The 26,888-nt window shown below is 69.5% G+C and carries 26 protein-coding genes and 3 pseudogenes; 21 read left to right on the top strand and 8 right to left on the bottom strand.

All coding sequences use genetic code 11. The features are described from left to right. Positions 1-188 precede the first annotated feature (188 nt). Positions 189-712: pseudogene (locus tag ACQ86L_RS09495) on the bottom strand (cupin domain-containing protein); the annotation flags it as partial. A gap of 522 nt (positions 713-1,234) precedes the next feature. Here ACQ86L_RS09495 and ACQ86L_RS09490 point away from each other — a divergent pair. Next, positions 1,235-1,555 (top strand): hypothetical protein, encoded by a 321-nt coding sequence (locus ACQ86L_RS09490; RefSeq protein WP_434318657.1) that lies wholly within the window; start codon positions 1,235-1,237, stop codon positions 1,553-1,555. Between the two features lie 60 nt (positions 1,556-1,615). Here ACQ86L_RS09490 and ACQ86L_RS09485 read toward each other — a convergent pair whose 3' ends face one another. Beyond that, on the bottom strand, positions 1,616-2,278 hold the full coding sequence (locus tag ACQ86L_RS09485; protein WP_434318656.1) for a DUF1345 domain-containing protein: 663 nt from the start codon (positions 2,276-2,278) through the stop codon (positions 1,616-1,618). A gap of 209 nt (positions 2,279-2,487) precedes the next feature. On the opposite strand from ACQ86L_RS09485, the gene ACQ86L_RS09480 reads away from it, so the two are divergent. The 4 genes from ACQ86L_RS09480 to ACQ86L_RS09465 all read left to right on the top strand — a co-directional run bounded on the left by ACQ86L_RS09480 (position 2,488) and on the right by ACQ86L_RS09465 (position 6,157). After that, entirely contained in the window at positions 2,488-3,057 is a 570-nt protein-coding gene (locus ACQ86L_RS09480; protein WP_434318867.1) for a Dps family protein, read from the top strand. Between the two features lie 156 nt (positions 3,058-3,213). Beyond that, positions 3,214-4,227 (top strand): acyl-CoA dehydrogenase family protein, encoded by a 1,014-nt coding sequence (locus ACQ86L_RS09475; protein ID WP_434318655.1) that lies wholly within the window; start codon positions 3,214-3,216, stop codon positions 4,225-4,227. Next, the gene (locus ACQ86L_RS09470; RefSeq protein WP_434318654.1) at positions 4,221-5,486 is read left to right on the top strand and encodes a PIG-L family deacetylase; all 1,266 of its coding nucleotides are present in this window, start codon (positions 4,221-4,223) and stop codon (positions 5,484-5,486) included. The genes ACQ86L_RS09475 and ACQ86L_RS09470 overlap by 7 nt, the downstream gene beginning before the upstream one ends. Continuing rightward, complete coding sequence (locus tag ACQ86L_RS09465) at positions 5,483-6,157, top strand: glycosyltransferase (protein ID WP_434318653.1); 675 nt, start codon at positions 5,483-5,485, stop codon at positions 6,155-6,157. Before ACQ86L_RS09470 ends, ACQ86L_RS09465 begins: the two co-directional genes overlap by 4 nt. Here ACQ86L_RS09465 and ACQ86L_RS09460 read toward each other — a convergent pair. Both ACQ86L_RS09460 and ACQ86L_RS09455 read right to left on the bottom strand, forming a co-directional pair. After that, entirely contained in the window at positions 6,133-6,891 is a 759-nt protein-coding gene (locus ACQ86L_RS09460; RefSeq protein ID WP_434318652.1) for a phosphatase PAP2 family protein, read from the bottom strand. The genes ACQ86L_RS09465 and ACQ86L_RS09460 overlap by 25 nt on opposite strands. Then, on the bottom strand, positions 6,888-7,643 hold the full coding sequence (locus tag ACQ86L_RS09455; protein ID WP_434318651.1) for a phosphatase PAP2 family protein: 756 nt from the start codon (positions 7,641-7,643) through the stop codon (positions 6,888-6,890). Before ACQ86L_RS09455 ends, ACQ86L_RS09460 begins: the two co-directional genes overlap by 4 nt. A 299-nt stretch (positions 7,644-7,942) precedes the next feature. On the opposite strand from ACQ86L_RS09455, the gene ACQ86L_RS09450 reads away from it, so the two are divergent. Next, positions 7,943-8,236 carry an ATP-dependent DNA ligase gene (locus tag ACQ86L_RS09450; protein WP_434318650.1) on the top strand — a complete coding sequence of 98 codons (294 nt, stop codon included), beginning with the start codon at positions 7,943-7,945 and terminating at the stop codon, positions 8,234-8,236. Between the two features lie 22 nt (positions 8,237-8,258). Here the strand turns inward: ACQ86L_RS09450 and ACQ86L_RS09445 are convergent, their stop codons facing one another. Both ACQ86L_RS09445 and ACQ86L_RS09440 read right to left on the bottom strand, forming a co-directional pair. Further along, on the bottom strand, positions 8,259-8,975 hold the full coding sequence (locus ACQ86L_RS09445; protein ID WP_434318649.1) for a GAF and ANTAR domain-containing protein: 717 nt from the start codon (positions 8,973-8,975) through the stop codon (positions 8,259-8,261). Positions 8,976-8,997: 22 nt separating this feature from the next. Continuing rightward, on the bottom strand, positions 8,998-9,645 hold the full coding sequence (locus tag ACQ86L_RS09440; protein WP_434318648.1) for a GAF and ANTAR domain-containing protein: 648 nt from the start codon (positions 9,643-9,645) through the stop codon (positions 8,998-9,000). Between the two features lie 166 nt (positions 9,646-9,811). On the opposite strand from ACQ86L_RS09440, the pseudogene ACQ86L_RS09435 reads away from it, so the two are divergent. Further along, positions 9,812-10,873, top strand: a pseudogene (locus ACQ86L_RS09435) (fatty acid desaturase family protein); the annotation flags it as partial. 263 nt (positions 10,874-11,136) lie between these two features. Here ACQ86L_RS09435 and ACQ86L_RS09430 read toward each other — a convergent pair. Beyond that, the gene (locus ACQ86L_RS09430) at positions 11,137-11,556 is read right to left on the bottom strand and encodes an Hsp20/alpha crystallin family protein (protein WP_434318647.1); all 420 of its coding nucleotides are present in this window, start codon (positions 11,554-11,556) and stop codon (positions 11,137-11,139) included. Positions 11,557-11,984: 428 nt separating this feature from the next. On the opposite strand from ACQ86L_RS09430, the gene ACQ86L_RS09425 reads away from it, so the two are divergent. From ACQ86L_RS09425 to ACQ86L_RS09415, 3 genes are all read left to right on the top strand, one after another. Continuing rightward, positions 11,985-12,272, top strand: coding sequence for a MerR family transcriptional regulator (locus ACQ86L_RS09425; protein WP_434318646.1), 288 nt, complete (start codon positions 11,985-11,987; stop codon positions 12,270-12,272). A 163-nt stretch (positions 12,273-12,435) separates the two neighbouring features. Then, positions 12,436-12,744, top strand: a complete 309-nt coding sequence (locus tag ACQ86L_RS09420; protein ID WP_434318645.1) for a putative quinol monooxygenase — start codon at positions 12,436-12,438, stop codon at positions 12,742-12,744. Positions 12,745-12,872: 128 nt separating this feature from the next. Beyond that, complete coding sequence (locus ACQ86L_RS09415) at positions 12,873-13,271, top strand: hypothetical protein (protein WP_434318644.1); 399 nt, start codon at positions 12,873-12,875, stop codon at positions 13,269-13,271. 2,588 nt (positions 13,272-15,859) lie between these two features. On the opposite strand, the gene ACQ86L_RS09410 is transcribed toward ACQ86L_RS09415, so the two are convergent. Continuing rightward, positions 15,860-17,533 (bottom strand): PucR family transcriptional regulator, encoded by a 1,674-nt coding sequence (locus ACQ86L_RS09410; protein ID WP_434318643.1) that lies wholly within the window; start codon positions 17,531-17,533, stop codon positions 15,860-15,862. Between the two features lie 133 nt (positions 17,534-17,666). Between ACQ86L_RS09410 and ACQ86L_RS09405 the strand changes: the two genes are divergently transcribed. The 11 genes and pseudogenes from ACQ86L_RS09405 to ACQ86L_RS09355 all read left to right on the top strand — a co-directional run bounded on the left by ACQ86L_RS09405 (position 17,667) and on the right by ACQ86L_RS09355 (position 26,878). Beyond that, positions 17,667-18,128, top strand: coding sequence for an Hsp20/alpha crystallin family protein (locus ACQ86L_RS09405; protein WP_434318642.1), 462 nt, complete (start codon positions 17,667-17,669; stop codon positions 18,126-18,128). Positions 18,129-18,149: 21 nt separating this feature from the next. Continuing rightward, entirely contained in the window at positions 18,150-20,036 is a 1,887-nt protein-coding gene (dnaK, locus tag ACQ86L_RS09400; RefSeq protein WP_434318641.1) for a molecular chaperone DnaK, read from the top strand. Between the two features lie 11 nt (positions 20,037-20,047). Next, entirely contained in the window at positions 20,048-20,578 is a 531-nt protein-coding gene (locus ACQ86L_RS09395; RefSeq protein WP_434318640.1) for a nucleotide exchange factor GrpE, read from the top strand. A 4-nt stretch (positions 20,579-20,582) separates the two neighbouring features. After that, entirely contained in the window at positions 20,583-21,014 is a 432-nt protein-coding gene (locus ACQ86L_RS09390) for a DnaJ domain-containing protein (RefSeq protein WP_434318639.1), read from the top strand. Further along, complete coding sequence (locus ACQ86L_RS09385; RefSeq protein WP_434318638.1) at positions 20,987-21,367, top strand: J domain-containing protein; 381 nt, start codon at positions 20,987-20,989, stop codon at positions 21,365-21,367. The genes ACQ86L_RS09390 and ACQ86L_RS09385 overlap by 28 nt, the downstream gene beginning before the upstream one ends. Before the next feature lie 11 nt (positions 21,368-21,378). Next, a complete protein-coding gene (locus tag ACQ86L_RS09380) occupies positions 21,379-21,519 on the top strand; it encodes a hypothetical protein (protein ID WP_434318637.1) in 141 nt (46 codons plus the stop codon). Continuing rightward, positions 21,516-21,833, top strand: a complete 318-nt coding sequence (locus tag ACQ86L_RS09375; protein WP_434318636.1) for a chaperone modulator CbpM — start codon at positions 21,516-21,518, stop codon at positions 21,831-21,833. Before ACQ86L_RS09380 ends, ACQ86L_RS09375 begins: the two co-directional genes overlap by 4 nt. After that, positions 21,824-24,474 (top strand): annotated as a pseudogene (clpB, locus tag ACQ86L_RS09370) (ATP-dependent chaperone ClpB). The gene ACQ86L_RS09375 and the pseudogene clpB overlap by 10 nt, the downstream one beginning before the upstream one ends. Beyond that, positions 24,471-24,974 carry a thioredoxin gene (gene trxA / locus ACQ86L_RS09365; protein WP_434318635.1) on the top strand — a complete coding sequence of 168 codons (504 nt, stop codon included), beginning with the start codon at positions 24,471-24,473 and terminating at the stop codon, positions 24,972-24,974. The pseudogene clpB and the gene trxA overlap by 4 nt, the downstream one beginning before the upstream one ends. Continuing rightward, positions 24,961-25,227, top strand: a complete 267-nt coding sequence (locus ACQ86L_RS09360; RefSeq protein ID WP_434318634.1) for a UBP-type zinc finger domain-containing protein — start codon at positions 24,961-24,963, stop codon at positions 25,225-25,227. The genes trxA and ACQ86L_RS09360 overlap by 14 nt, the downstream gene beginning before the upstream one ends. A 169-nt stretch (positions 25,228-25,396) precedes the next feature. Further along, positions 25,397-26,878, top strand: a complete 1,482-nt coding sequence (locus ACQ86L_RS09355) for an FAD-dependent oxidoreductase (protein ID WP_434318633.1) — start codon at positions 25,397-25,399, stop codon at positions 26,876-26,878. Positions 26,879-26,888 lie beyond the last annotated feature (10 nt).

The following is a 26,888-nucleotide window of genomic DNA, read 5'->3' as shown; positions in this document are numbered from 1 at the left end:
AGCTCGGCGACCGTCCACGGGTGTCCGGGGTCGCTGCGCAGGAGCTCCACCGCTCTCGACACCGGGCGGCTGCCCGCAGACGGTGACGGGCGGGCGAGCAGAGCGGTGTGATTGTGCGGCTGCGCGAAAAGCAGGGCCTGGATCAGCATCTGCTCCAACCGCTGCGCGGCCAGCGGGTGACCGAGCGGACCGTCCGCCTGCGCCGCGGCGGCGTCGATCATCCGGACGGCGTGCACGATCGACTGCCCGCCCGCTCCGGCGAGGCTCAGCTCGGCCTCGAATTCGAGCGGGCGAGCGAGGCGTCCGCCGAGCAGGTCCTCCAGTTCGAGCTGCAGCCCGTCGCGGGGGATCATCAGCGCGATTTGGGAGTACCGCTCGCTGAAGTCGAACTCGACCGGCCTCCCCGGCATGAAGACCCCGGCTGTCCGGGGGTCCCGTACACGGGCGTGCCGAGCGCCGCGCACATCGTCGCGGCGCCGGTGGTCGGGATGTTCACGTGGTAGTTCTCGGCCTCGGCGGTGTCGAGGCGCACAGCGTCCCCGAAGCGCATGAAGCCGCACACGATCCGGCCGACGTTCACGGCGTTGAGGGTCAGGTCGACGGCGGTCGTCGATCGCGCATGGGGGAAGTCCACCGGGAGGAAGACATCGGAGAGGGCGCGACGGGCCAGCTCGACGTCGCGTCCCGAAGCGATGCGGCGGCTCCTGAACATCTCATCGTGTTGCGATCGCATTCGGAGATTGTATGTGCACTAACTAAACGCTCGGGTGGCGCGCAGTTCGGACAGGACGCCGCGCTCGGCGGATATCCACGGTCTCTCGATGTGCATAGCGTGGATGGGTCGCCGAGCCGCGCCTGCGTCGGCCACGAACGGCGGTCCTCCCCTTCGGGTGGGGAGGGCCGCCGCATCCTGCTGGACAAGAGGCGGAAATGTATGCACCCACCACGGCACAGCGCGGCCGGCCCTCGATGACCGCCTCGGAGTCCCCGTCGCGGAGGCGCACCTGCCCGCGCTGCGGCGCCCGCACACGAGTGGTCGGCAACCCCTACTACGGTGTCGGCCTGTCGGTCCACACCCATCTGTGGACGTGCACACGGTGTCAGTCCGTCGGGTTCGTGGATCTCGGGAAAGCGCCGACCGGGAGCCGTGCGGGCGAGCCCGCGAAACCGCGGCCAACGCCGCGGGTCCGCGGTGGACTCGCCCGTCTGATCGGCCTCGCCAGGCGGTAGGGCGGTGGAACGCAACCGCTTCGAGGGGCGTGACGAGTGGATCGCCGCGGTCGATCGTGCGCTCCGGCACGCTGACGCGTTCCCACTCCTGGCCGCGAAGGCCCTCGACCGTGGGACCGTGCTCACGGTCGCCCACGTCGAGGCGTCACAGGCTTCGGACACCGGAGTCTCGACGCTGAGCCATGCGCGACTCGCACGGCTCACGGGGCTCCCTCGCTGGGTCGTCCTGCGTGCGCGCCTCGCCTTGATCGAGCTGGGTCTCGAAGACCTGGCCTGCGCCCCCGGAGCGCACCTGCAGCTCCGTCGGGAGCTCCGTCACCGCTGAGCCCGAGTCACTGCCGGCGAGGTGGAGCATCGGCTGTGCACGGGTGGGCGCGTCCGGGCCTCAGGACGCCAGGCTCGCCACGAGGTTGACCGACGACGCGATGATGACCGCCCCGAACAGGTACGACAGCAGCATGTGCCGCAGGATCGCGGCGCGGATCCGCTGGCTGGAGATGTCGGTGTCCGAGACCTGGAAGGTCATCCCGACGGTGAACGACAGGTAGGCGAAGTCGAGGTACCGCGGCGCGACATCCTCGTTGAAGTCGATCCCGTGCCTCCCGCTGCCGGCCGGCTCGTTGTAGTACAGGACCGCGTACCTCAGGGTGTACAGGGTGTGGACGAAGAACCACGACAGCGCCACGCACGCCAGGCCGAGCGCAGCGATCAGGTCCTTGCCCGGCGGCGGAGCGTTCTTCGTCTGCCCCAACAGCAGCGCCAGCGCTGCGAGGCTGGCGATCGAGGCGATGAGCAGAAGGGCATCGCTCGTCGTCCGCGACGGGTCCTCGGCGGCCGCGTGCCGCCCGGTCTCGGAGCCGCCCATCCGGGAGATGGTGATCCAGACCCAGGTGAGGTACACCGCGCACGCGACGGCCCAGCCCACCGCTGCGGCGTACGCCCACTGGCCGAACAGTCCCGTCACGGCCGCTGCGACGACCCCGGCGGCGATCATGGTGGCGGTACGGATGCCGGAGAGGTGCCGCGACGCCTGTTTGTCTGCGTTCATGGCATAGACGCTCCCACCGCGAGGGCGCGCTTCCCAGGTCCCTGAGCAGGTCTTCATCAACGCCGGCCGGAGCCTGCCGTGCGGGGATGACCGGACGCGGGTGATCCGCACCACGATTCGGCGCGAGGTCAACCCGCTGGCCGCGCGGGGGAGCCGAGCCTAGGTTCGCGCTGAACACGGACCGAAGGAGGGCCAACAGTGGCTACGACATCCAAGACCTCGAACACGGCGACGAAGGCGGCGGCCGCGCCCCGGACCGCGCGCGCGAAGGCGCGGCGCCCGGCGAGCACGAGACCCGGCGCGAGAACGCCGAGAACGGGTTCGTCGCCCCGGCAGCTCTCGCGGGCGACCTCCAGCAGGTCCAGGTCGACCTGATCGAGCTGTCCCTCCAGGGCAAGCAGGCGCACTGGAACATCGTCGGCCGCAACTTCCGCGACCTGCACCTGCAGCTCGATGAGATCGTGGAGGCCGCGCGCGAGTTCAGCGACGCGGTGGGCGAGCGGCTGCGCGCGCTGCACGCGACAACGGACGGCCGGTCGCGCACGGTCGCGGAGACGACGACGCTGACGCAGTTCCCGAACGGCGAGGTCGACACCTCCGACGCCGTCGACCTGATCACGGACCGGCTGGAGGCCGTCGTGCGCACGATGCGCTCGGTGCACGACGAGGTGGACGAGGAGGACCCGACCTCCGCCGATCTGCTGCACGCGATCATCGGCCGGCTGGAGCAGCTGGCCTGGATGGTCAGCGCGGAGAACCGGCGCCCGGCCGTCAAGTAGCGGGACCGGCTGCCGGGGCCCTCCTGTCCGTGCGCGCCGACGTCGCACGGCGGCCCCGGGCACGGACCCACGCTTGTCGTCGCCGCGCAAGGGGTTGGCTCACTCCCGGTCGCAGCCGACAGTGTCACGTATGCACAACGCCCGGATCATCGTCGGATGACCACCGCTCCCGCCACGATCACCGGCATCGACGCGTATCTCGACGCGGCGGCGCGCTGCGGTGGCAGCGTCGCGCCCCTGCTGGAGGCGCTGCGCGCGACGCCCCCGGGCTCCCTGCTGCCGCTGCCCGGCTCGGGGCGCACGGCCGAACGCTTCCGCGGACTCGCCAGGGTCGCCGCGGTCGACGTCACGGCCGCGCGCGTGATCGAACCGCACCTGGACGCCGTGGCGATCCTCGCCGAGGCCGACGCTCCCGAGCCGGAGCATGGCACGACCTGGGGCGTGTTCGCCGCGGAGGCGCCCGGCGACGCGCTGCTGGCCTGCCGGGAGCAGGACCGCTGGGTGCTGCGGGGTCGCAAGCCGTGGTGCTCGCTCGCCGGCAGGCTCACCAGCGCGCTCGTCACCGCATCCACGCCCGAGGGCGGCCGGCGGATGTTCGCGGTCTCGATGGGTGCTCCCGGTGTGACGGTCGAAGCGGCGCAGTGGGTCGCACGTGGTCTCGCCGAGGTGGTGAGCGGGCCGGTCGCGTTCGACCATTCGCCCGCGCGCCCCGTCGGCGGCGACGGGTGGTACCTGGACCGCCCCGGTTTCCGGTGGGGCGCGATCGGTGTCGCCGCGTGCTGGTGGGGCGGCTGCCTCCCGATCGTGGACGCCCTCATCGCGCGCGCCAGGAAGCGCCCTGACGACACGATCCTCGCGGCACGGGCCGGCGAGCTCTACCGCCGCCTCGACGCCGGCCGGCTGGCGCTGGACGACGCGGCCGCCCGCATCGACGAGCACGAGGTCCCGGATCCGGCCGTCCTCGCCCACGCCGTCCGCGGCACGGTCGCCGACGCGGTCGCAGCCACGCTCGACGCCGCCCGTGAGGTCCTCGGACCGGCCGCCCTCGCGTTCGACGAGGGACTGGCCCGCCGCTGCGCCGACCTCGAGCTCTACGTCTCGCAGTACCATCGCGGCCGCGACGACGCCTCGCTTGCCGGCCACCTGGCGGGAGGGCTCCTCGCGTGGTGACCTTCGACCCGCTCGTCGCGACGACGCCGTTCGACGCCTGGGAGGACCCGTCGATCTGGGAGGGCGTGCCGCACCGGTCCCGTGACTGGGTCGCCGGTTTCAGCAGGATCGTCGTCTTCTCCGCGCATCCCGACGACGAGACGCTCGGTGTCGGCGGCCTCCTCGCCATGGCCGGTGAGCTCGGCATCGACATCTCGGTCGTCGTCGCCACGAGCGAGCGCGAAGAGCGGGTGACGGAACTGACGTCCGCGCTGTCCCGGCTCGGGTCGACCATCGACCTGACCGTGCTCGGCCTGACGGACGGCGGCCTGAAGCACGAGGCGGATCTCCTCCGCGACGCGGTGGAGCTGGCTCTGGCCGCTCGCCGACGCGAGGGCATGCTCGTGCTGGCGCCCTGGCCGGGAGACCGGCACGGCGACCATCGCACCCTCGGCCGGGAGGTCTCCTCGGCGTGCGCGGTGCACGGCGACGCCCTCCTGCTCTACCCGATCTGGATGTGGCAGTGGGGCTCGCCGGACGACCTCCCGCGGGACCGGGTGAGCGAGGTCGAGCTGACCGGGTGCGCCCGCGCTCGGAAACGCGTGGCGCTCTCGATGTTCGCCAGCCAGATGCACACCGCGGAGAATCCCGACGGTGTGCTCACGGTAGCCTTCGTCGACCGAGCCGTCCAGGGCAGGGAGATCCTGTTCGAACCGGAGGCGAGCGTCGCGGGCGACCATTTCGAGGCACTGCACCGGGTGAGCGCCGACCCGTGGTCCGTGCGCACCCGGTGGTACGAGCGTCGCAAGCGCGCGATCGCGTGCGCGGTCCTGCCGAAGGAGCGGTACGCGCGCGGCTTCGAGATCGGTTGCTCCAACGGCGAGATGTCCGCGCTTCTCGCAGAGCGGTGCGAGGCGCTGCTCAGTGTCGACACCGCGCCGACGGCGGTCGCCCTGGCCACCGAGCGCACAGCCGCCCACCCGAACGTCGCCGTCCAGAGGATGCGGGTGCCGGACGAGTGGCCCGACGGCCCGTTCGACCTCATCGTGGTCTCCGAGGTCGCCTACTACCTGGCGGCGGATCAGTGGGCGGCCACGGTCGATCGCATCCTCGGGTCACTCGCGGAGGGCGGCCACGTCGTGCTCTGCCACTGGACGGGCCACGCGGACGACTTCGCGCAGTCCGGCTGGGACGCCCATGCCGCCTTCGCCAACCGCGCTGGACTCCGCGTGCTGGTGCAGCACCAGGACCAGGACTTCCTGCTGGAGGTCTTCGGATGACGGTCGACGGTGTTCTCGTCGTCGTCCCCGCACGCAACGAGGAGTCGACACTGGGCCCCTGCCTGGAGTCCATCGAGGCGGCACGGGCGACGGTCGCGGTCCGCTCCACCGTCGTGCTCGTGCTGGACGCGTGCACGGACGGTTCGGCCGACGTCGCGCGAGGGTTCCCGGACGTCATGGTGATCGAGCGCGATCACGAGAACGTCGGCCGGAGCCGTCACGACGCCGTCGTCGCCGGGCTGGGCGCGTCGCCGGTCCCGGAGGATCGCACCTGGATCGCGTTCACGGACGCCGACAGTGTGGTCCCGCAGCTCTGGCTGGACGAGCACCTGAGCGGCGCGGCGACCTCCGCCGCGTACGTCGGCGCCGTCGTGCCGCGACTGGACGAGCTCGACGAGGCCAGGCAGCGTGCCTGGGAGCGGAGCCACCCACCCGGCGCCACCCTCGGCCACGTGCACGGCGCGAACCTCGGTGTGCGGGCGGACGCCTACACGCGGGTCGGCGGATTCCTTCCGCTGTTCGTCGGGGAGGACGTGGACCTCGTGGCCCGGCTGCGCGCAGCCCGCTACCCGATCGCCGAGAGCGAGCGCCACCCGGTGACCACCTCGAGCCGCCTCACCGGGCGTGCCCCCGAGGGGTACGCGGCCTACCTGCGCGACCTCACGATCTGAGGGGGCGCCACCTTGACCCAGATGGGCGGATGGGGTCGCCGGCGCTCACGGTACAGGCGCAGCGCGAAGGGCGCCCAGAGGATGATCCCGACCCCCACCCCGACGAGCATGCCCCCGACGGTGTCCAGGATCCAGTGAGCGCCGAGATAGGTGCGGCCGAGCATCATCAGGAGGGTGTAGACCAGGCCCGCTATCAGAACCCACCTGCGCCAGAAGATGATGGCGAGGGTCGTCGCGATGAGGGCCGCGGTGGCGCTGTGCCCGGAGGGGAAGGAGCCGAAGTCGGGTTGGACGAGGATCGCCGTCGGCCGCGGGCGTCCGACGAGGTTCTTGATGACGGTCACGATCACGCCGCTCGTCACCGCGGCGATCACGTAGTACAGGGCGGCCCAGGGGCGGCGCCAGATCAGCAGGCCGCCGATGGTCACGAGCGGGACGAAGACGATCGAACTGATGCCGCCGCCCACCTGGTTGAGGACGAGCGCCGGGATCGTCCAGATCGGCGCCCGGACCGTGACCATCTCGTTCATCCACGCGAGCTCGAAGGGGAACGGCTTGTCGGCCTGCCGGTAGAAGATCACGGTCGCGAGCAGCACGACGAACAGGAGCGCCGCCGCACCGGAGGCGACCGGCCACAGTCGCGCGATCTTGACCTCGGCGGGAGCGTCGCTGGAAAGGACCTTTTCGACGGCCTCCACCGGCCCTTCGCTCGGCCCGTGCCGTTCGCTGCTCACGGTGACTCCTGCGTAGCGGGGCGCACCCGGACGGTGCGCCAGGTGTCCACGGCGATCACGCCGCCGATGACGATGAGGGAGAGCGACATCGAGGCGAGCACATCGGTCGGCCAGTGGTACCCCAGGTAGACCCGGCAGGCGGCCGTCGCGAGCGCCAGGACGAACGCGACGACGAGCGCGATCACCGTGTGCACCGGGTTCCGGCGACGCGAGAAGACCAGGTAGGTCGTGATCACGAGGAAATCGGCTGCACCCATCACGTGCCCCGACGGGAACGACGAGGTGTGGTCCACGCCGATCAGCATGGCACTGACGGGCGGCCGGTGCCGGCCGATGACCGGAGCGAGGATCTGGACGGTGGCCACGCCGACGATCATGCTGCAGGCGAGCAGGAGCGGCCGCCACGCGTGCCGTGCCGCGAAGCCCCACCACACCACCGTGACGAGCACGATGATCGGCAGCACGATCGGACCGAAGACCGTGGCGACGACCGCCATCACGACCGTCAGCGTCGGTGACCGCATCCCCTCCAGCCAGCTCTGGATCGGCCGGTCGATCGCCGACAGCCCGTCGCTCTCGCGAACCGAGTCCAGGACCACGAGGAAGCAGACCAGCCCGACCAGCACGAGGACGGCCGAACTGATGTAGAGGTTCCGCCGCGCGGAGGCCGGCACGACCCGCTCCTCGACGAGGAACTTCTCGTGCCATCGTCGACGCGTCCCTGCGCGGCGATCGCTCAGCGCTGAGGTCATCGGAGGTTCCTGCTCATCTGCCGCCCTTCGGTTCGAATGGTCGACCGAGCATACGGCGAAGTGGAGGGCATCGACTCGGGGTTGAAAGCCCCGTGGATCGTGCTAAGAGGACCGAGCGCGTGGCGCACGCCGCGCGGGCGCAGTACCCTCGTAGTTGACCCTGGACCCGGTCACCGAGCGCTCGACGCAGCAGCCCAGCGCGGATCATCCGGTTTAACGTCGGGACGGGGATCATGGGATTTCTTCATTACGGACAGTCCGATTTCACGATCAACATCGAAGATCGAACGTTGGCGCACGTGAAAGTCGTGATCCTGACTCTGCTCCGGGACGGACACAGCGTCGCGTTCACCTTCGCTCACCCGATGAGCGACGGGTCGGGTCGGGAGACGATCTGGATCACTCCCACGAGCGAGTTGAGGTTTCAGTTCCTCGGGAGTCGTCCACCGCACCTCAACCGGGTCTGGATCGCGGACATGCTTCAGGCGGCGGCCGGCCAGTCCGGGCTGCATGTGACGGAGGAGCCCCGCGAGGAGACTCCCGAGCTGGTGCACCTGGAGGCGGAGTCCGCAGCGGAGCCGGCCGGGAACTGACCCCACCGCGCACCAGGCGTGCTCAGCGTCGCTGCGCGTCCCGGATGACCTGCTCGGCGATCACCGAGAGCCGGGTGCCCGAGTTACGGGCGCGCGTACGCATCTGCTCGAACGCCTCGGCGAAGCCGATCCCCTCCAGTTGCGAGAGGACGCCTTTGGCCTGCTCGATGAGCACCCGGCTGTCCAGCGCGTGCTGCAGCTGCTCGCGGGCGATGTCGGACTGCCGCAGGGCCCGCTCCTGAAGGATGCCGATCGTGGCCACATCGGCCAGCGCCTGCGCGGCGGCGGCGTCGTCGGGGGAGAGCGGGCCGGCCTGGTCTCTGAACAGGTTCAGCGAGCCGATGGTCTCGTTGCGCAGCCGGAGCGGGATGGCGTGCATCGAGCGGTAGCCGACGCCGGAGGATTCCACGGCGAAGCGCGGCCACCGCGCGTAGGACGCCGCGATGTCGTCGACCGTCACCAGCCGACCGGTCTGGTACGCGTCCACGCAGGGGCCTTCGTCGGCTTCGAGCTGGAGCAGGCTGATCAGCTGGCTCCGCTCGCTCGTCGACGCGACCACCTGGAGCGTCCCGGTCGGATCCGGGAGCAGGATGCCGGCGTCGGTCGCATCGAGGATCTGGGCGCAGCGTTCCACGAGGGTGTGCAGCAGGTCGACGACGTCGTACCCGATCACCAGAGTGTCCGCCAGCTCGACGAACGTCTGGAGAAGCTGTTGTTCCCTGCCGGAGGACCTGGCCATTCCTCCAATTTACAACCGTGTGTCAGAGCTGGAAGGAAATCTCCCGGTCGATGATCCGGGTGGCGATCTCGCGCACCGGAAGGCCCTCGGCGAAGGCGCGGGCACGGATGAGCAGGAGGGCGTCGGCAGGGCTGACCTTGGCCTGCGCGACGACCATGCCGGTCGCCTGGTGGACTTCGCGCCGCGAGTACGGGCTCTCCGCGAAGGGACCGCCGTCCTCGGCTGACCGGCGTTCCACGGCCTGATTGAGGACCTGCATGGCCGCGATGCCGGCCAGCGTCTCGGCGTGGCCGATGTCCGCGGGGCTGAGCGGTTCCGGGGTGTCCAGATACAGGTCGACGGCGCCGATCCCGAGGGCGCCGACGATCAGCGGGAAGGCGAACACCGAGTGGATCCCGGACGAGGCGATCGCGCTGGACAGGCTCGGCCACGCGGAGTCCGGCGAACCCGCGGTGATGAGGACCGGGGCGCGGGTGCTCAGCGCCTGCCAGCAGGGACCTTGGCCCAGATCGATCTGGAGCTCGTCGAGACGGGCGGCGAGAGCGTCGGTCGCGCACACGGTCTCGATGTCGAACGGGTCCTGCAGGGTGGAGATCGCAGCGCGCGCGATGGGCAGCGACTCCAGGAACGGCTGGCACAGCGTCGGGGGAGCAGAGTGGTCGAGAACCATGTCTTACCAGCCCTTTCACCCGCGCATGCCCGGTTTCGCGATGCGGCCTGGGTCCAGGACTGCGTTCACGCCCACAGTACTCCAGACTGGCGCGCAGACCGCTCGCGCGTACGCTGGCAGTACGTCGTCCTGGACCCTGACGTCATGAGCGTGGAAGGGCGCGACGATGTCCGAGGTCTCCGAGAGCCGGCCGAGATCGGCGGCGGCCGGCAACGAGTACACAGCACTGGCCTCCGTGATCAGGGAGTCCGGCCTGCTCCGGCGGCGCTACGGGTACTACTGGACGAAGATCGTCCTGGTGCCGGTGCTCACCGGCGCGCTGGTGCTCGGCTTCGTTCTGGTGGGCGACAGCTGGTGGCAGCTGTTCACGGCTGTGCTGTTCGCCTTCCTGTTCACGCAGATCGCGTTCCTCGGCCACGACAGCGCGCATCGCCAGATCTTCCGCTCCGGCCGCTGGAACGACTGGGTGAGCCTGGTGGTCGGCGACCTGTTCGTCGGGATGAGTTACGGCTGGTGGCAGCACAAGCACACCCGGCATCACGCCAACCCCAACCAGCTGGGCTCCGACCCCGACCTCGACCTGCCGGTGATCGCGTTCACTCCCGGGCGGGCGGCCTCCCGCCCCGCCCCGTTGCGCTGGCTCATCGGCCACCAAGGCTGGTTCTTCTTCCCGATCCTGCTGCTGGAGGGACTGTCGCTGCACGCCTCCAGCGTGCGGCGAGTACTGCAACGGGAGCCGGTCAAACACCGCCCGGTGGAGATCGCGTTCCTCTCCGTCCGGATCGTCGGATACCTGGCCCTGGTGCTGTGGGTGCTCTCGCCGGGCAAAGCGGCGGTCTTCCTGGCCGTCCAGCTGGGCCTGTTCGGGCTCTACATGGGGCTGTCGTTCGCACCGAACCACAAGGGAATGCCGTTGGTGCCGCACGACGCCCGGCTCGACTTCCTGCGCAGGCAGGTGCTGATGAGCCGTGACATCCGCGGCAACCGGATGCTGGACTTCCTGATGGGCGGCCTCAACTACCAGATCGAGCACCACCTGTTCCCGTCGATGCCGCGCCCGCACCTCAGGCGTGCCGCGCCCACCATCCGCGACTACTGCAGGAAGCACGGCGTCCCGTACACGGAGACCGGCTTGCTGGCCTCCTACGCGCTGGTGACCCGCCACATCAACCGCGTCGGCCTGGGCGACGCCGATCCGTTCAGTTGTCCGCTGCTGGAGCTGCGGCAGACTCCCGCTGCGACGGTGCTGCGGGCCGAACCCCGCAGTGCTCTCGCGCGGGATCAACTGATGGGGCGCGATGAACTGTCGAGGGCGTGGTGCACGCGCCGCCTCCCTCCCCCGCGATCTGAACCTGACCTCCGCACACTGCACGCGAAGGGCGGTCGCCCCGTCTCGGGGGCGACCGCCCGTGGGTCTGGGCGAGCGAAGCGCGCCGCCCGCATCATGCGGTCCGGCCTGCACCGGCGTGGAGCCCGCTCGCCGGCCGCCGCTCAGGCGGTGACGGCCTTGTGATGCTCCGTGGCCGATCCGACGCTGACCTTGCGCGGCTTCGCCCGCTCGGCGATGGGGATCAGGACGCTCAGCACGCCGTTGTCGTAGCTGGCGCTGATGCCGTCGGTGTCGACGTCGTCGCCGATGGTGAATTGGCGCAGGTAGCTGCCGAAGGGGCGCTCCTGGAGGAGCCAGCGGCTGTTGGAGTGATCGCCCGCGGACCGCTGCGCGCGGATGCTGAGCAGGTGGCCGTCGAGGTCGATGTCGATGGACCCGGGGTCGATGCCAGGGAGGTCCGCGTTGAGCAGGTACTTGTCGCCTTCGCGCGAGAGGTCGACCGGCATCATGCGCGGTTGGCGGCTCGTGTCGAAGACGCTCTGGGCGATCCTGTCGAGCTGGCTGAAAGGATCGAACGACATGGCCATAGGTGTGAACTCCTTTCATCGTGGTGGGTGCGATCGCTGAAGCGCGTCGCCGTTCGCTGCGGTAAGGATCACGGCTCAGGCGGATAGCGGGCCACCGCCCGTACCCGCTTGTCTCCGGCGCCGACGCGCACCCGAACGGGTGTGCGCGGTCCGCGGCTCAGCGACTCGGCTCGCGGACCCGTACTGCCCGTGCGCAGGGGAGGCTCCAAGCGTGCACGCGCGACGAGAGCGGCGAATTCGGCCTCCAGCCATTCCGAGTCGGAGCAGATCAGGTCTGCGAACCCTGCCGTCGTCGTCTCGGTCGCCGTCTGCATCTCGGAGCCTCCCTTTCCGCCATCCGGATGAGATTACCTACAGCTGTTGACATAGATTTAATACACCCACAGCTTGACAATATTTCCGATTAACAGCAAACTTTAAGTGTGACCGACCGGCCGGGTGACGTGCCCCTTTACAGCATTGCGGTCGCCGCGCAACTCGCCGACCTCCCCGCCGCGACGCTGCGCCTCTATGAGGAGAAGGGTCTGGTCACACCGGCGCGCACGGAGGGCGGCACCCGTCGATACAGCGACGACGACATCGCCGCCATCCGCGAGGTGGCCGTCCTGCAAGGCGACGGGATCAACCTCGCCGGCATCGGCCGCGTACGCGAGCTGCTCGCCGAGAACGCCGAGCTCCACCGTCGCCTCGCAACTGACGAACGCGGTTGACCGCCCGACCTAGGACCTGCCGACGAGTCCCTCGACTCCTCATCGTCGGACGAGGAACGCGGCAGCCGAGGTATGGCGGACCCGCACGTCCGGGGGTACCGTCCGGTCCGACACCTCAGTGACCCGGGATGGCGGGGCGTCACCGACCCACGAGGAGAATCCCATGGAACTGAAGCTCGGTGTGCTGGCACTGCTCGAAGCGAAGCCCGACAAAGCGGCAGAACTGGAGGAGTTCCTGATCGGCGGCAAAACCCTGGTCGAACTCGAGCCGGGAACGCGCACGTGGTACGCCTTCCGCCTCGACGAAACGCATTTCGGTATCTTCGATACCTTCGCCGACGAGGACGCGCGGCAAGCGCATCTGAACGGCGCCGTTCCCGCGGCTCTCGGCCAGGAGGGTCCCCGCTTGCTCGCGAAGGACCCTGAATTGCGCACCGTCGACCTTCTCGCCGTGAAGCACGAAGGCGACTGAGCCCGCACGCACCTGCCTTCGGAGGTGAAGTGCCGGGAACACTCTTGGGCTGCCCGGGACGTGTGAGGGAGTTGCTTCGCGCGTAGCGTGCTCACCGATACGGACCATCGAGTAGCGAAGGAGCCATCGTGGACACCGACAGAGACGATGAAGACCGGACGCCCGCCCAGGACGACTTCGTCCTCGCGCTCGAGAGCGGGCCGCTGACCGACGTCGAGGTCGTCGAGGTCGACGACGGCGAGCACATCGACCTGTCGATCACCGCTGTCTCCGTGGACCAGGAGACGGGGGCGGCGGTGCCGGTGAGCATCGCTCTGAACCCGGACGACTCTGCGTTCATGGTCACGGTAGCGGATGACGAGTTCGTGGTGCCGCTCGAGGAGACCAGCGAAGAGTCGAGCCACCGGCATGCAGCCCAGCTCCATCCGTTGCGCAGGCTTCAACAGCTGGCGCAGCGCGTCGAAACGGAGACCAAGGGCATGGCCAGGAGGCTGGCGGAGAGGTTCACGCGCAAGCGAGACGGCTGAGTAGTGTCGCGTCATGGGCGAAAAGAATCGTGCTTCACGGGGATCGCGTGGTCCGTGGTGGGGCCAGGCCAGCATCGTGGCCTGCGCCCTGCTCGTCAGCACGGTCGTCCTCGTCGTCGTCCACCACGGGGGCGATCCGGTCTGGCTGCGCCGGAGCCTCTCCCCGGTCGCCGGGTCCGATACGGCGCTGTGGCAGGTCCAGACGACGTTCTTGTCGGTCGGTTTCGCCGGATTGACGATCGCGGCACAGTTGTTCGCGGAGGCTCCCCTCGCGATCGGAACGTCGAGGAAGCGTGTCCTCGCGTACATCGGCGCGGGGTGGTTCGTGACCGTCGGGCTGGTCGCGAACGCTGTCATGGCTCTCGAGAGCATCTGGCTGCCGAGCGCGACGGGCGTCGTCATCGCGTTCGCGTGGTTCGTCGCCACCGCTGTCCTGCTGCTGGTCTCGACTTCCCGGCTGACCCGCCTCTTCGGACATCCGTCCCGGCTCGATGAGGTCGTGCGGTCCTCGCTGATCGAGACGCTGTCCGTTCGTTTCGACGATATGGCGCGCCGGTATGCCGACACGAGGAAGGGACTGGACGAGTTGCTGGCGTCGGAGTCGGCTCCACGGACCTCCGCGCGCGCGGTCTCGACACTGAACGTGCCGGTTCCCGAGGCGGGGCGCATCGTGCGAGCCATCAAGCCCAAGGGCGTCCGCCAGGCGATCGCGTCGCTCGGTCTGCCGGCGATCGGCCGCGGATCGGCGGATCGCGGCCCCGCCGAGGACTACGTCGCTCCGCGAATCCTGCTCGACATCCGCCCGGGGGACCGTACCCGGCTCGGCGACACCGCGTTCCGCGTCGTCACGTCGGCCCGCCTCGAAGCGGCCACGACAGGACGGATCGTCCGACTCCTCCAGTCGAGCATCGAGTTGGAGGCACCGGGAGCGGTCACCCCGTACGAAGAGACCGAACACGAGATCGCCGCTCTGAAAGACGCCATCGGAACCACCCTGCGGTCGGGTGCTCTGGCGACGGCCGAGCGGGCGCTGGAGCTGCTCGGGCATGTCGTGCGAGGAGTGTGGATGACCGAGCACGAGCATTCGGTCGCGTCTCGACGGGCATCCCCGGGCCAGCGAGGCGGACTCCTCCAGAGCATGGTCGAGGTCGAGCAGGACCTCCTGCTGTCGCCGCAGGTCGCACAGGTCTTCCTCGACGCAGCGACGACTCGGGCTCTGGAAGCACCGGGCACGGGGTCCACGGAGTACGTCGACGAATGCCTCCGGAGTTTCACGCGGCAGTGGTCCGACATTCTCCGGAACGGCGGACCCGAGTTCGACGCGCTGCTGCCTCGCATCCTCGCGTGCGTCCAGAACCTCACCACATACCCGGACACGTCAGCGAGCGAGGGTCTGCGATCGCGCGGCATCTGGGCGATGGTCGAGCTGGTCAAGCTCGCTCTCGACGCCAAGAGGCCGGAGGTCGCGACGCGGGCGGCGGAAGAGCTCCGCCGGCTCTTCGAATCGGACCCGGAGGGGTCCGCTCGCTGCGAAGTCCGGGCGGGTCTTCTGGTCCTGTCCGGATGGCTCCAGTACCTCGCCGGTACGAACGATCAGCGCTATCCGGCCGACCCGGGCCTGGAGGCGATCCTGGCCTCGGACGGATCCTGGCGCGACATCCTCGCGGCACGCGACGTCGTGCAGGCGGGAACGCCGTTCAGCAGATGGGACCTGTGGGAGACGAACAGCTCGGCGTCCGGCAGCGTCGGGTCGGCGGAGCTGCTCGACTTCATCGACCGCGCACAGCTGAAAGCACTCGACGGCTCATCCGGGACCGACCCACGAGAGGGCCCGCCTACAGAAGGACTCGAGGCGACGATCAGCAGCCGGGATGCAGCTCAGAACGCTCGCCCGCTTCGAGAACCGGTGCCGCCGTCGCGGATCGTGTCGCTCGCCGCCGCCCTCCGCGAGGCACTGAACGCGCGGGAGCGGGTCTCGGAGCGGCTCCCCGCCGATAGCGAGGTTCCGGCAAGCGCTCACGATTCGCTGCCGATCCTCGGAATGAGCTTCCGGATTCCCCGCCGCTCGTTCGCCGGCGGGGTCACCGATCGGACCTCCGCCGAGACCCGAGCCCTCGGTCGGATGATCGCCGACGGCTTCACCGAAGCGGAGGACCGCGCCGTCATCGCCGAGCTGCGGTCGCTGCACAGCGAGGTGCTCGATCCGACTGCGCCCGGCGTCCGAGACGCGCTCGACGCGCTGCGCGGCGCGGCGCGGCATTTCGTCCTCCTGGTCCCCTACGGCGGTTACGAAGGGCTGATGCGGGGGTACCCGGACGATGTGGCGGATGCGGTGAGCAGCGTCACGTGCATCGAAACCGGTGCACTCGACGACGAGGCGATCCTCTTCGATCGGCGTACGACGCTTCGGTCCTTCCGCGCGCCCAAAGAGGGGGAGGGTATCTCGCCGGTGGAGGGGACGGCGATAGCGCTCGGGTTCCTCGAGGACATCGACGAGTCCGTCGTCCGCATCGAAGCCGCTGAACGCTTCCTGATCTGGCCGGGGAGGCTCCTTGGGTCTTCCGTTTCGGGCGAGGGTCCGGCGATGCTCAGCGGAGGTAGCCGGTCAGCACGCCCCGCGCCCGCACAGCGATGTGCAGATTCAGCCGGGACTCGGGGTCGCCGATGTCGAGACCGCTCAGCTCGCGGATCCTGCCGAGGCGGTAGCGCAGAGTGCTCCGGTGGATGACGAGGGCGGCCGCGGTGCGGTCATAGTTTCCGCCGGAGTCGAGATACACCCCCAGCGTGTGGACGAGGTCGGAGCGGTGCTCCCGGTCATGGTCGATGAGTGCGCCGAGCCACTCGCTCACGTAGCGTTCGAGCCGGACCCCGTCGTCCGAGGTGTCGAGAATGCGGAGGAGGCCGAGATCGTCGTGATTCGAGAGGCCCAGCGGCTGCCGTGATTCGGCCCGGATGCGGAGTGCCCGGCCCGCCTCCGCGAACGAGCGGGGGAGCTCCTGGGCCGTGCACCGGCCCCCGACGCCGATCGAGCCTCGCACGCTGGTCAGGGCGGCCGAAACCCTCCCATACAGCTTCGAGAGGTCGGAGCCGTCCGCGACGACGGCGAGCGTCGCCTCCGGCCGGCGAGAGATCAGCGCAGGCACATGCATCGCCGCGAGCTGGTAGCGAACAGCGGCACTGACATCGACTCCGTTCGGGGTGGGCGACTCCCAGGCGACGAGCACCGCGCGCTGGAGGCCGCCGAGGTCGAAGTGGAGCGCCTCTGCACGAGCGAGACCGTCGACCACGTCGCCGCCAGCGACGAGGTCGTCCGCCAGATCGCGACCGAGCCGGATTTCCACTTCTGCGACGTTCCGCCGGTGGGCGAGCTCGACCGCGATCGTTGCGCTGGCGTACTCGACCGCGAATCGATCGTCGTCGCTCCTGCTGTTGTCCGGATCGTAGATGCCGAGGACGCCGAGTGTCTCACCTCGGGAGCGGATCACCGTCGACCGCCAGCCGGTACTCGTGCGTCCAGCGGTCGAGAGGTTGTCGACGGACGCGGTCATCGCGGAAGACTCCGTGGCGTCTGCGGCGTTGACGAGTGCGAGCTCATTGCCGAAGGAGTCTTGCAGCACGACCGCCCGCCGCGTGATGGTGCTCACCGTCTCGACGATCTGCGCCTCTCCTTTTCCAGAGCCCGCCGCAGCGACGATCGAGTCGCGGATCTGCTGCTGCGCGTTCAACTGCACGATCGTGGCGGCCATTGCGCGGTTGGAGGCATCGTGCGCCTTCCCGAGTCGCCGCAATTCCTTGGCCTGGTGGCGTTCGCGGCCGATGAGCTCGGCCGCCGCGAGCGCGGCGCCCGTCGGCTCCGCGAGCGCGAGGAGGAGACGCAGCTCGGCTCCCGACGGTTTCCCGGGCGCCTGGAGGACGAAGGCTCCCTTCACCTTGCCGGTCCCGCGGAAGAAGAGCGCGAAGCACCACGCCCCCTCGTCCGCGAGGTCGCCGTCGATCCCCATTCTGGCTTCCACGAGAAGATCGAGTCGGTGATCCTCGCGGCCCGAATACCGGACGAGGTGCCCGTGCGAGGTGACGTACACGGCCTGAACGGCGCAACCGGCGATCTCCTCTGCCGCTTCCCTTGCGAGGCGGAATGTTCGCCGGTTGGACGGATGCTCGAACATCGCGGAACCCACCCTGAAGATGTCGTACAGGTCGGGGCGTGCCTTCGGGGCGCTGCCGGGCTGCGCGACATCGTTCGGAGAAGTCGACGCGTCCATCGCGGTGAACGGTAGCCCCCATCCGCTTGCTCTGACAGTGCAACCCCCGGGTCTCCTTTTCGCCCCGCTCGGCCGATGAGGCGACGGCTCCGCAGGCGAAGACTCCGTATCGAGAGCACGCAGGGGTCCGTCCGTGAAGGAGGAGTTCGTGAGTCTTATGGGGTTCGACACGTCTCGCGATGTCGATCGCGCGGTCGAGCAGGCGCTCGGCGCCAACCGGCGTACCTTCGCGGTGCCGCTGGAAGCGTATCGGCGCGGAGGCGAGTACATCGTGATAGCGGACGCGCCGGGTGTGGACATCCGCGACATCGACGTGCGCGTCGAACGCAACGTCGTCACCATCACCGTCCAACGCCGGCCGAAATTCGCGCCGGACGACCTCGTCCTCATCGACGAGCGTCCCCGCGGAGAGTTCATCCGCCGGCTCTTCCTCGGCGACAGCCTCGACGACTCGGGACTGACCGCCCATCTCGGAAACGGTGTGCTGACGCTGCTCGTCCCCGTGGACGAGTCGAGCAGTCCGCGGCGGGTGGAGATCTCGTCGCGGGCGGAAGACGAGCCCACCCGCAGCAGCGAACCGCCGTCGGGCGATTGATCAGACAGAAGGAGCGTTCACATGGCTAAGGCAGTCGGCATCGATCTCGGCACCACGAACTCGGTGATAGCGGTGTGGGAGGGAGGCGAGGCGAAGGTCATCCCGAACACCGAGGGCGCTCGCACGACTCCATCGGTCGTCGCTTTCACCGACACGGGCGAGCGGCTCGTCGGCCAGCTCGCCCGTCGCCAGGCGATCTTGAACCCGAAGGGTACGATCTCCTCGGCCAAGCGCTTCATCGGGCGATCCTTCGACGAGATCGAAGCGGAGGCGAAGGCGGTCGGCTTCGACGTCGTGGCCGGCCCGAGCGGCGAAGCCCGCTTCGATGTCCGGGGCAAGCTGTACGCCCCCGAGGAGATCAGCGCCCTCGTCCTGCGGAAGCTGGCCGACGACGCCGGCAAGTTCCTCGGCGAGAAGGTCACCGAGGCCGTCATCACCGTTCCGGCGTACTTCAACGACGCGCAGCGCACGGCGACGAAGGACGCCGGGCGCATCGCCGGACTCGAGGTGCTCAGGATCATCAACGAGCCGACGGCGGCCGCCCTCGCATACGGGCTGGACAAGAAGGAGCACGAGACGGTCCTGGTGTTCGACCTCGGCGGCGGCACCTTCGACGTGAGCCTGCTCGACGTCGGCGACGGCGTCGTCGAGGTCCGCTCGACCGCGGGCGACACGCACCTCGGCGGCGACGACTTCGACCGCCGCGTGGTCGACTACCTCGCCGACGAGTTCCAGAAGGAGAACGGCATCGATCTCCGCAACGACCCACAGGCCCTCCAGCGACTGTTCGAGGCGGCGGAGAAGGCGAAGGTCGAGCTCAGCACGGTGAGCCAGACGCAGGTGAGCCTGCCGTTCATCACGGCGGACGCCGCCGGGCCGAAGCACCTGACGACCACACTGAAGCGAGCCACGTTCGAGAACATCACCGCCGACCTGGTCGAGCGCTGCCTCGGACCGGTGCGCCAGGCGATGGAGGATGCCAAGGTCACCGAGAACGACATCGACGAGGTCATCCTCGTCGGTGGTTCGACCAGGATCCCGGCCGTGCAGAACCTCGTCAAGCGACTCACGGGCGGCAAAGACCCGAACATGACCGTCAACCCGGACGAAGTCGTCGCCATCGGCGCGGCCATCCAGGCGGGAGTGCTGAAGGGCGAAGTCAGCGACGTCCTCCTGCTCGACGTGACTCCGCTCTCGCTGGGCGTCGAGACGCGGGGCGGGGTGATGACGCCGATCATCGAGCGCAACACCACCATCCCCGCGCGTCGGAGCGAAGTCTTCTCCACCGCGCAGGACGACCAGGACTCGGTCGAGATCGTCGTGCTCCAAGGGGAGCGCGAACGCGCTGCGGACAACCGGGTGCTGGGCCGGTTCACGTTGACCGGCATCAGGCCGGCCCCGCGGGGCGAGCCTCAGATCGAGGTCACGTTCGACATCGACGCCAACGGGATCCTCAACGTCACCGCGCGCGACAAGGACACCGGGGCGGAGCAGGGCATCACCATCAGCGGCACCACGACCCTCGATCAGGCCGAGATCGATCGGATGATACGCGAGGCCGAGCAGAACCGCGCTGAAGACCAGCGACTGCGTGAGGACATCGACGCGCGGAACGAACTGGACGCCGCTGCCTACCGACTCGAGCGGGCGCTTGCGGAGCACGGCGACACGGCGCCGGCGCACGAACGGTCGCGCGCCGAGATGCTGGTCGGACAGGCGAGGGAGGCCGTCGAACGGGAGGTCTCCGCATCCGAGGCGCGGGAGCTGACGAGCGAGCTGCGGCAGATGGACGCCGCGCTGTCCGTCGCCCGTGCACCTCAGGATTCGTCGCCCTCGGGCGGCGCCGGAGCAGCCGACGACACCGACGACTCCGACGACGTCGTCGACGCCGAGTTCGATCGGAACTGAAGGCCCCGGACATGGAGAGCCGGGATGCACGCGACTCGGGCGGCGATGGGCCGCTCGCGTCGGTCGACGGGGCCGAGACGACGGCGGAGCCGACCCCGGAGGACGAACGGGACGTCCGCCTTGCGGAGCTCGAGGATCGCTGGCGCCGCGCCGCCGCTGACCTGGACAACGCGCGCAAACGGGCCGCCCGTGAACTCGCCCTGGCCCGCGACGCCGAGCGCGCTCGCGCAGCCTCCGTCTTCCTTCCGGTCGTGGACGGGCTCGCGGATGCGGTGACGTACGCGAAGCAGGTCAACGACCCCATCGGCGACGGCATCGAGTCGATCCGGGAGCAGGCAGTCTCCGCCCTCGAGCGCCTCGGCTACCCTCGCATCGACGAGGTCGGCGTGCCGTTCGATCCGCGCCTCCACGAGGTCGTGTCGGTCGCCGACAGGGACGACCTGGAACCGCGGACCGTCGTGGCGGTCACCCGGCTCGGGTTCGGGACTCCCGATCGACTTCTGCGCCCGGCCGGCGTCGTCGTCACCGCAACCCGGGAGTGACGCCGTGGCACAGGACTACTATCAGCTGCTCGGCGTCTCGCGCACGGCCGACGCCAAGGAGATTCAACGCGCCTACCGCAAGCTGGCACGTAAGTACCACCCCGATGTGAACAAGGAGTCGGGCGCAGAAGACCGGTTCAAGCAGATCAGCGAGGCGTACCACGTGCTGAGCGATCCCGAGTCGCGCGCCCAGTACGACCGGTTCGGACCGGATTTCCGTCGATATGCGGGGGCCGAGCAGGAGTACGCCGCCCAGGCCGCCGGGGGCGCAGGCGGCGGAGCGCGCGCAGAGCCCGGCCGGGTGCGTCGGGATTCAGCTGGTCCAGCGCCCGGGCGGGAGCCGGCCCGGGGAGCGCCTCGGTCAACTGGGACGACCTCTTCGGCGACGTCTTCGGCTCCAGTCGCGGGATGGACTCCGAGGCCGAGCTCGAACTGACGGTCGAAGAGGCGTTCCGCGGAGGTCCCCGAACGGTCGTCCTCGCCGGCCCGGACGGTGAGCGTCAGACGTTCGACCTCCGGATTCCGCCCGGCGCCCTGGATGGGCAGCGCATCCGCGTCTCCGGCGGCGGAGGACCCGGGCGACAGGACGGCGGGGCGGGAGACCTGGTCATCACCCTCAGGGTCAGGCCCGACCGGCGGCTCCGCCTCGACGGCAAGAACATCGAGATGGACCTGCTGGTCTCTCCCTGGGAGGCTGCCTTGGGCGCGAGCGTCTCGACACGGGCGCCCGGCGGCCCGATCACGGTGCGCGTTCCCCCGGCTCGTCGAGTGGCCGCCGGCTGCGATTGAAGGGCCAGGGGATGCCTCAGCCGGGTGGGAAGCCCGGCGACCTGTTCGCCAAGGTGAAGATCATGGTGCCCCCGCACCCCACCGACCGCGAACGCGAGCTCTTCGAGCAGTTGAAGCGCGAATCCTCCTACGATCCGAGGTCGTCATCATGAGCTCTCCGCTGCTCCCCGTGCTCCCGCCCCGCCTCGACCTCGGGATGGTCGCCGCAGCATCCAGGGTGCATCCCGAACTGGTCCGGCGATTCGTCGAACTCGGGCTCGTTCCCGCGCGCGCGGACGCGTCAGGACGGCTGTGGTTCGCCCCGGACGCACCCGAGCAGGTCCGGCGGATCGTGCGGCTGCACGCGGACCTGGCGCTCAACTACGCGGGCGTCGCACTCGTCATCGACCTGCTCGCCCGAATCGACGTGCTCGAGGGCCGGCGATCGGTCGTCCGCTCCGGAAGGGAGACTCCGCCATGGAGATGAACAAGCTGACCCAGAAGTCCCAGGAGGCCCTGCAAGAGGCCCAGAGCATCGCGAGCCGGAACGGGCAGACGGAGACCGAGAGCGAGCATCTCCTGCTCGCCCTGCTCACCCAGGAAGGCGGCCTGATCCCCCGGCTGCTCGAAGCGGCGGGGGTCGACCTGCCCGTCCTGCTCACCGAGGTGCAGCAGGCGATCGAACGGAAACCGCGCACCACCGGCCCAGGGGCGACGCCCGGTCAGGTGTTCCTCTCCAAAGCCCTGGCGGCCACGCTCGACCGTGCCGAGCGGGAGGCGACGCGCCTGAAGGACTCCTATGTCTCGGTCGAGCATCTGCTTCTCGCGCTCGCCGACGATCCCGGCGGCGGTGGCGCTGCGCGCCTCTTGCAGAGCAACGGGGTGAACAGGGAGAGCTTCCTCCGGGCCCTGACGGCCGTTCGCGGCAATCAGCACGTGAACTCCGCGACTCCCGAGCAGACCTACGAGGCGCTGGAGAAGTATGGCCGCGACCTCGTGGCGGACGCGCGGTCCGGCCGTCTCGACCCGGTCATCGGGCGGGACACCGAGATCCGCCGCGTCATCCAGATCCTGTCGCGCAAGTCGAAGAACAACCCGGTGCTGATCGGAGAGCCGGGCGTCGGCAAGACGGCGATCGTCGAGGGGCTGGCGCAGCGGATCGTGCGCACCGACGTCCCCGAAGGGCTCCGCGACAAGACGATCTTCCAGCTCGACCTGGCGGCACTCGTCGCCGGCGCCAAGTATCGCGGTGAGTTCGAAGAGCGGATGAAAGCGGTGCTGGCCGAGGTCGTCGCCGCCGAGGGGCGCATCCTCCTGTTCATCGACGAGCTCCACACCCTCGTCGGCGCCGGAGCCACCGAGGGCGCGATGGACGCGGGGAACATGCTGAAGCCCATGCTCGCTCGTGGTGAGCTCCATCTCATCGGCGCGACCACCTTGGACGAGTATCGGCAGCACATTGAGAAGGACGCGGCGCTCGAACGGAGGTTCCAGACCGTTCTGGTGGATGAGCCGAGCGTCGAAGACGCCATCTCGATCCTCCGCGGGCTGCGCGAACGCCTCGAGGTCTTCCACGGAGTCCGGATCCAGGACAATGCGCTCGTGGCGGCAGCGACGCTCTCGCACCGGTACATCACCGACCGGTTCCTGCCGGACAAGGCCATCGACCTCGTCGACGAGGCCTGTGCGCGGTTGCGGACGGAGATCGATTCGATGCCCGCCGACCTGGACGAGCTCACCCGGCGTGTGACCAGGCTGGAGATCGAGGAGGCCGCCCTGGAGAAGGAGAAGGACAAGCCGAGCCGGCTCCGCCTCGAGGAGTTGCGCCGCGAACTCGCCGATCTGCAAGCGGAAGCGAACGCGAAACGTGCCCAGTGGGAGGCGGAACGTCAGGCGATCCGCAAGGTGCAGGAGCTCAGGGGCGAACTCGAGAAGGTGCGTCGCGAGGCCGAGGACGCCGAGCGCAGCTACGACCTCAACCGTGCGGCCGAGCTGCGCTACGGCAGGCTCGCCGAACTCGAGCGACAGCTCTCCGCCGAGGAGCAGAGGCTCCAATCGAAACAGGGCCGGCAGCGGCTCCTTCGCGAGGTCGTGACCGAGGAGGAGATCGCGGAGATCGTCGCTGCCTGGACCGGTATCCCCGTCGCCCGGTTGCAGGAGGGCGAGCGCGCGAAGGTGCTCAAGCTCGACGAGGTCCTCCACGAGCGCGTCGTCGGCCAGGAGGAGGCGGTGCGACTGGTCACCGAGGCGATCATCCGCGCCCGCTCGGGCATCCGCGACCCGCGCCGGCCGATCGGCTCCTTCATCTTCCTGGGGCCGACAGGAGTCGGGAAGACGGAGCTCGCGAAAGCCCTGGCCAGCGCACTCTTCGACAGCGAGTCCGCGATGATCCGGCTCGACATGAGCGAGTACCAGGAGCGCCACACGGTCAGCAGGCTGGTGGGAGCACCTCCGGGATACATCGGGTACGACGAAGGCGGCCAGCTCACTGAGGCCGTACGCCGCCGCCCGTACTGCGTCGTCCTCTTCGATGAGATCGAGAAGGCGCATCCGGACGTGTTCAACACGTTGCTGCAGGTGCTCGACGACGGACGGATCACCGACAGTCAGGGGCGCACCGTCGACTTCCGGAACACCATCGTGATCATGACGTCCAACATCGGGGCCGAACACCTGTTGACCGGTTCCCGCGACAGCGGCGGAGACATTCCACAGGACGTCAAGGAGCTGGTGCTGGCGGAGTTGCGCAGCCGCTTCCGCCCGGAGTTCCTCAACCGGGTGGACGACATCATCATCTTCGCCCCCTCGGCCTGGAGCAGATCGAATCGATCGTCGACCTGCTCATGGGCGACTTGGCGCGCCGGCTCGCAGAACGTCAGATCGGGCTCGAAGTGACACCGGAGGCGCGCCGCCTGATCGCGGAGCGCGGCTACGACCCGCTGTACGGCGCGAGGCCGCTGCGCAGGTACATCTCGCACGACATCGAGACGCGCTTGGGCAGGGCGCTGCTCTCCGGCACGGTTCTGGACGGCTCGACCGTGCGCATCGACGTGCGGGACGGCGACATCGTCGTCGACGCAGTCGAGGCGCCGGCGCCGGCTGACACGGACGCCGGGGTCCCCGTATGACCACCCTCGAGGCGACCACCGTCATCCGCTGCCCGAACTGCGGGCGCAAGAACCGCGTTCCCGTCGCTGCGAGCGGGCGGCCGCGCTGCGCGAACTGCCACCAACCTCTGCCGTGGATCGTCGACGCTCTCGACGACACATTCGCGGAGATCGCGGTGAAGGCGGATCCGCCGGTCATCGTCGACATGTGGGCGACCTGGTGCGGGCCCTGTCGAATGGTGAGCCCGGTGCTGGTGGAACTGGCGACCGAGCGGGCCGGCGAGGTGAAGCTCGTCAAGGTGGATGTCGATCGGGCGCCCCGGTTGTCCTCCCGGTTCTCCGTGCAGGCCGTGCCGACCCTGATGATCCTCGATCACGGGGAGGTCATCGCGCGGCAGGCGGGGGCAGCGCCCGTCGCTGTCCTGCGCCGCTGGTTCGATGATGCGATGCTGCAGCGCCGGCGGGCGCAGAGGAAGGCCGGAGAGGCCGAGGAAGGAGGGGGCCACCGTGATCGCTCGTAGGGATCCGCACATCGCCTACATCCGCCCCGTGGCTCCGCGCACGCCGGGCGCGTGCGAGGACTGCCTGGCGCTCGGAACGCCGTGGGTCCACCTGCGCCTGTGCCTGACGTGCGGGAAGGTGGGCTGCTGCGACTCCTCTCCGATGAAGCACGCCCGGGCGCATGCACTGCACGGCGTCCATCCGATCGTCCGCTCCCTGGAGCCGGGCGAGGACTGGCGGTGGTGCTACTTCGACGAGGACTACGTGTGGTGAGCGCTGCCCGTGCCGACCCGTCGGCGGCCGAGACGCCCGATGCTTTCGGGGCGTACCCTCGGCTCACCCCGGCTCAGCTGCAGGCCCTGGGCGAACACGGCACCACCGAAGACGTCGCGGAGGGGAGATCCTCGCGCGCGCGGGCGAGCCCTGCGAATCGTTCTTCGCGGTGGTCGAGGGAAAGGTCATCATCGACGATGGCGATCGGACTGGGCAGGTCCAGGTGCACGGGCCCGGCCGTTTCGTCGGCGACATCGGGCTGCTGGAGGGTCAGCCCTCCTTCGTCACGATCGCCGCGTTGGGGAGCGGTAGGGTTCTCGCCGTGCCGATCCCTGCGTTGGAGCGGGTCGTCACCGGCGACCCGTTGCTCGGCGAGATCATCCTGCGCGCGTATCTCATCCGGCGGTCGATGGCGATCGGGTTGGGCGCGGGGGTTCGCATCGTGGGTTCGCGATTCTCCCCGGACACCCGCCGGTTGCTCGACTTCGCAGCGCGCAACCGGATACCGCACCGGCTGCTCGACCTGGAGAGCGACCAGGCGGCGGAGGTCATCGTGCGGAGGCTGCGCCTCGACATCGCCGATCTGCCGGTCGTCATCCTCGCCGGCTCGCGTGTCCTGCGCAACCCCTCCGTCGCGGACGTCTCGGACGCCCTCGGTATCAGGAGGGCACGGCCCCGCGCCACCTGTGATCTGCTGGTCGTGGGCGCTGGGCCGGCTGGTCTGGCCGCGACGGTCTATGCGGCCTCCGACGGACTGTCCGTCGTTCTCTCCGACGCCGTCGCCACCGGAGGGCAGGCGGCGCGGTCCGCCCGGATCGAGAACTATCTGGGATTCCCCTCGGGGATATCAGGGGCGGAGCTCGCCGAGCGCGCCCGCCTTCAAGCAGTCAAGTTCGGGGCGACCGTCTTCGCGCCGGCGTTCGCCCAGACCCTCGACTCCGCCGGGGAGGGGCTCGCCGTCCGGTTCTCCGACGGAACGACAGTGTCCCCCCGGGCCGTCGTCGTCGCGTCCGGAATGGAGTACCGCCGTCTGGCGGCGAAGAACCTCGACCGGTTCGAGTACACGAGCGTCTATTACGCGGCGACGATCAACGAGGCGCGCGAGTGCGGAGTCGACCCGGTCGTCGTGGTGGGCGGAGGCAACTCTGCCGGGCAGGCAGCGGTATTCCTCGCCGGTACCGCGTCTCGCGTCCACCTCGTCGTGCGTGGGGACGACCTCGGCAAGGACATGTCACGGTACCTGGTCGTTCAGGTCCAGGCTCACCCGCGAGTCTCTGTGCACCTGGAGTCCGAAGTCGTGGAGGCCGCCGGAGGAACCATGCTGGAATCCGTCACCGTCGAGCACCGGCCTTCCGGCGCGCGCGATCGGCTCGCCGCCGCGCACCTGTTCGTCTTCATCGGGGCGGCGCCCGCGACGGAGTGGCTCGGCCCCGGCATCGGCAGGGACGAACATGGGTTCCTCCTCACCGGGCCGCGGTCGGGCGCCGACGACTCGCGCTCCCAGCCCTTCGAGACCTCCACTCCGGGCGTCTTCGCCGTCGGCGACGTGCGCAGCGGATCGGTCAAGCGGATGTCGGCGGCGGTCGGCGAGGGGGCGAGCGTCGTGAAGATGGTGCACGACTACCTCGCGACAGGGGGCTGCCGGCTCTGAGGCCCTCCCC

The organism is Leifsonia sp. P73 (assembly GCF_051059105.1).
In the GTDB taxonomy this organism is placed as follows: domain Bacteria; phylum Actinomycetota; class Actinomycetes; order Actinomycetales; family Microbacteriaceae; genus Leifsonia.
The sequence above is the reverse complement of the archived record's forward strand: the minus strand, read 5'-3'. Positions and strand labels throughout refer to the sequence as shown.

Bases quoted from the DNA above. Each gene is read 5' to 3' on its own strand.
- ACQ86L_RS09485 (WP_434318656.1), bottom strand. From the start codon at position 2,278: ATGAACGCAGACAAACAGGCGTCGCGGCACCTCTCCGGCATCCGTACC.
- ACQ86L_RS09475 (WP_434318655.1), top strand. From the start codon at position 3,214: ATGACCACCGCTCCCGCCACGATCACCGGCATCGACGCGTATCTCGAC.
- ACQ86L_RS09465 (WP_434318653.1), top strand. From the start codon at position 5,483: ATGACGGTCGACGGTGTTCTCGTCGTCGTCCCCGCACGCAACGAGGAG.
- ACQ86L_RS09455 (WP_434318651.1), bottom strand. From the start codon at position 7,643: ATGACCTCAGCGCTGAGCGATCGCCGCGCAGGGACGCGTCGACGATGG.
- ACQ86L_RS09445 (WP_434318649.1), bottom strand. From the start codon at position 8,975: ATGGCCAGGTCCTCCGGCAGGGAACAACAGCTTCTCCAGACGTTCGTC.
- ACQ86L_RS09440 (WP_434318648.1), bottom strand. From the start codon at position 9,645: ATGGTTCTCGACCACTCTGCTCCCCCGACGCTGTGCCAGCCGTTCCTG.
- ACQ86L_RS09430 (WP_434318647.1), bottom strand. From the start codon at position 11,556: ATGTCGTTCGATCCTTTCAGCCAGCTCGACAGGATCGCCCAGAGCGTC.
- ACQ86L_RS09420 (WP_434318645.1), top strand. From the start codon at position 12,436: ATGGAACTGAAGCTCGGTGTGCTGGCACTGCTCGAAGCGAAGCCCGAC.
- ACQ86L_RS09410 (WP_434318643.1), bottom strand. From the start codon at position 17,533: ATGGACGCGTCGACTTCTCCGAACGATGTCGCGCAGCCCGGCAGCGCC.
- dnaK (WP_434318641.1), top strand. From the start codon at position 18,150: ATGGCTAAGGCAGTCGGCATCGATCTCGGCACCACGAACTCGGTGATA.
- ACQ86L_RS09395 (WP_434318640.1), top strand. From the start codon at position 20,048: ATGGAGAGCCGGGATGCACGCGACTCGGGCGGCGATGGGCCGCTCGCG.
- ACQ86L_RS09385 (WP_434318638.1), top strand. From the start codon at position 20,987: ATGGACTCCGAGGCCGAGCTCGAACTGACGGTCGAAGAGGCGTTCCGC.
- ACQ86L_RS09380 (WP_434318637.1), top strand. From the start codon at position 21,379: ATGCCTCAGCCGGGTGGGAAGCCCGGCGACCTGTTCGCCAAGGTGAAG.
- ACQ86L_RS09375 (WP_434318636.1), top strand. From the start codon at position 21,516: ATGAGCTCTCCGCTGCTCCCCGTGCTCCCGCCCCGCCTCGACCTCGGG.
- trxA (WP_434318635.1), top strand. From the start codon at position 24,471: ATGACCACCCTCGAGGCGACCACCGTCATCCGCTGCCCGAACTGCGGG.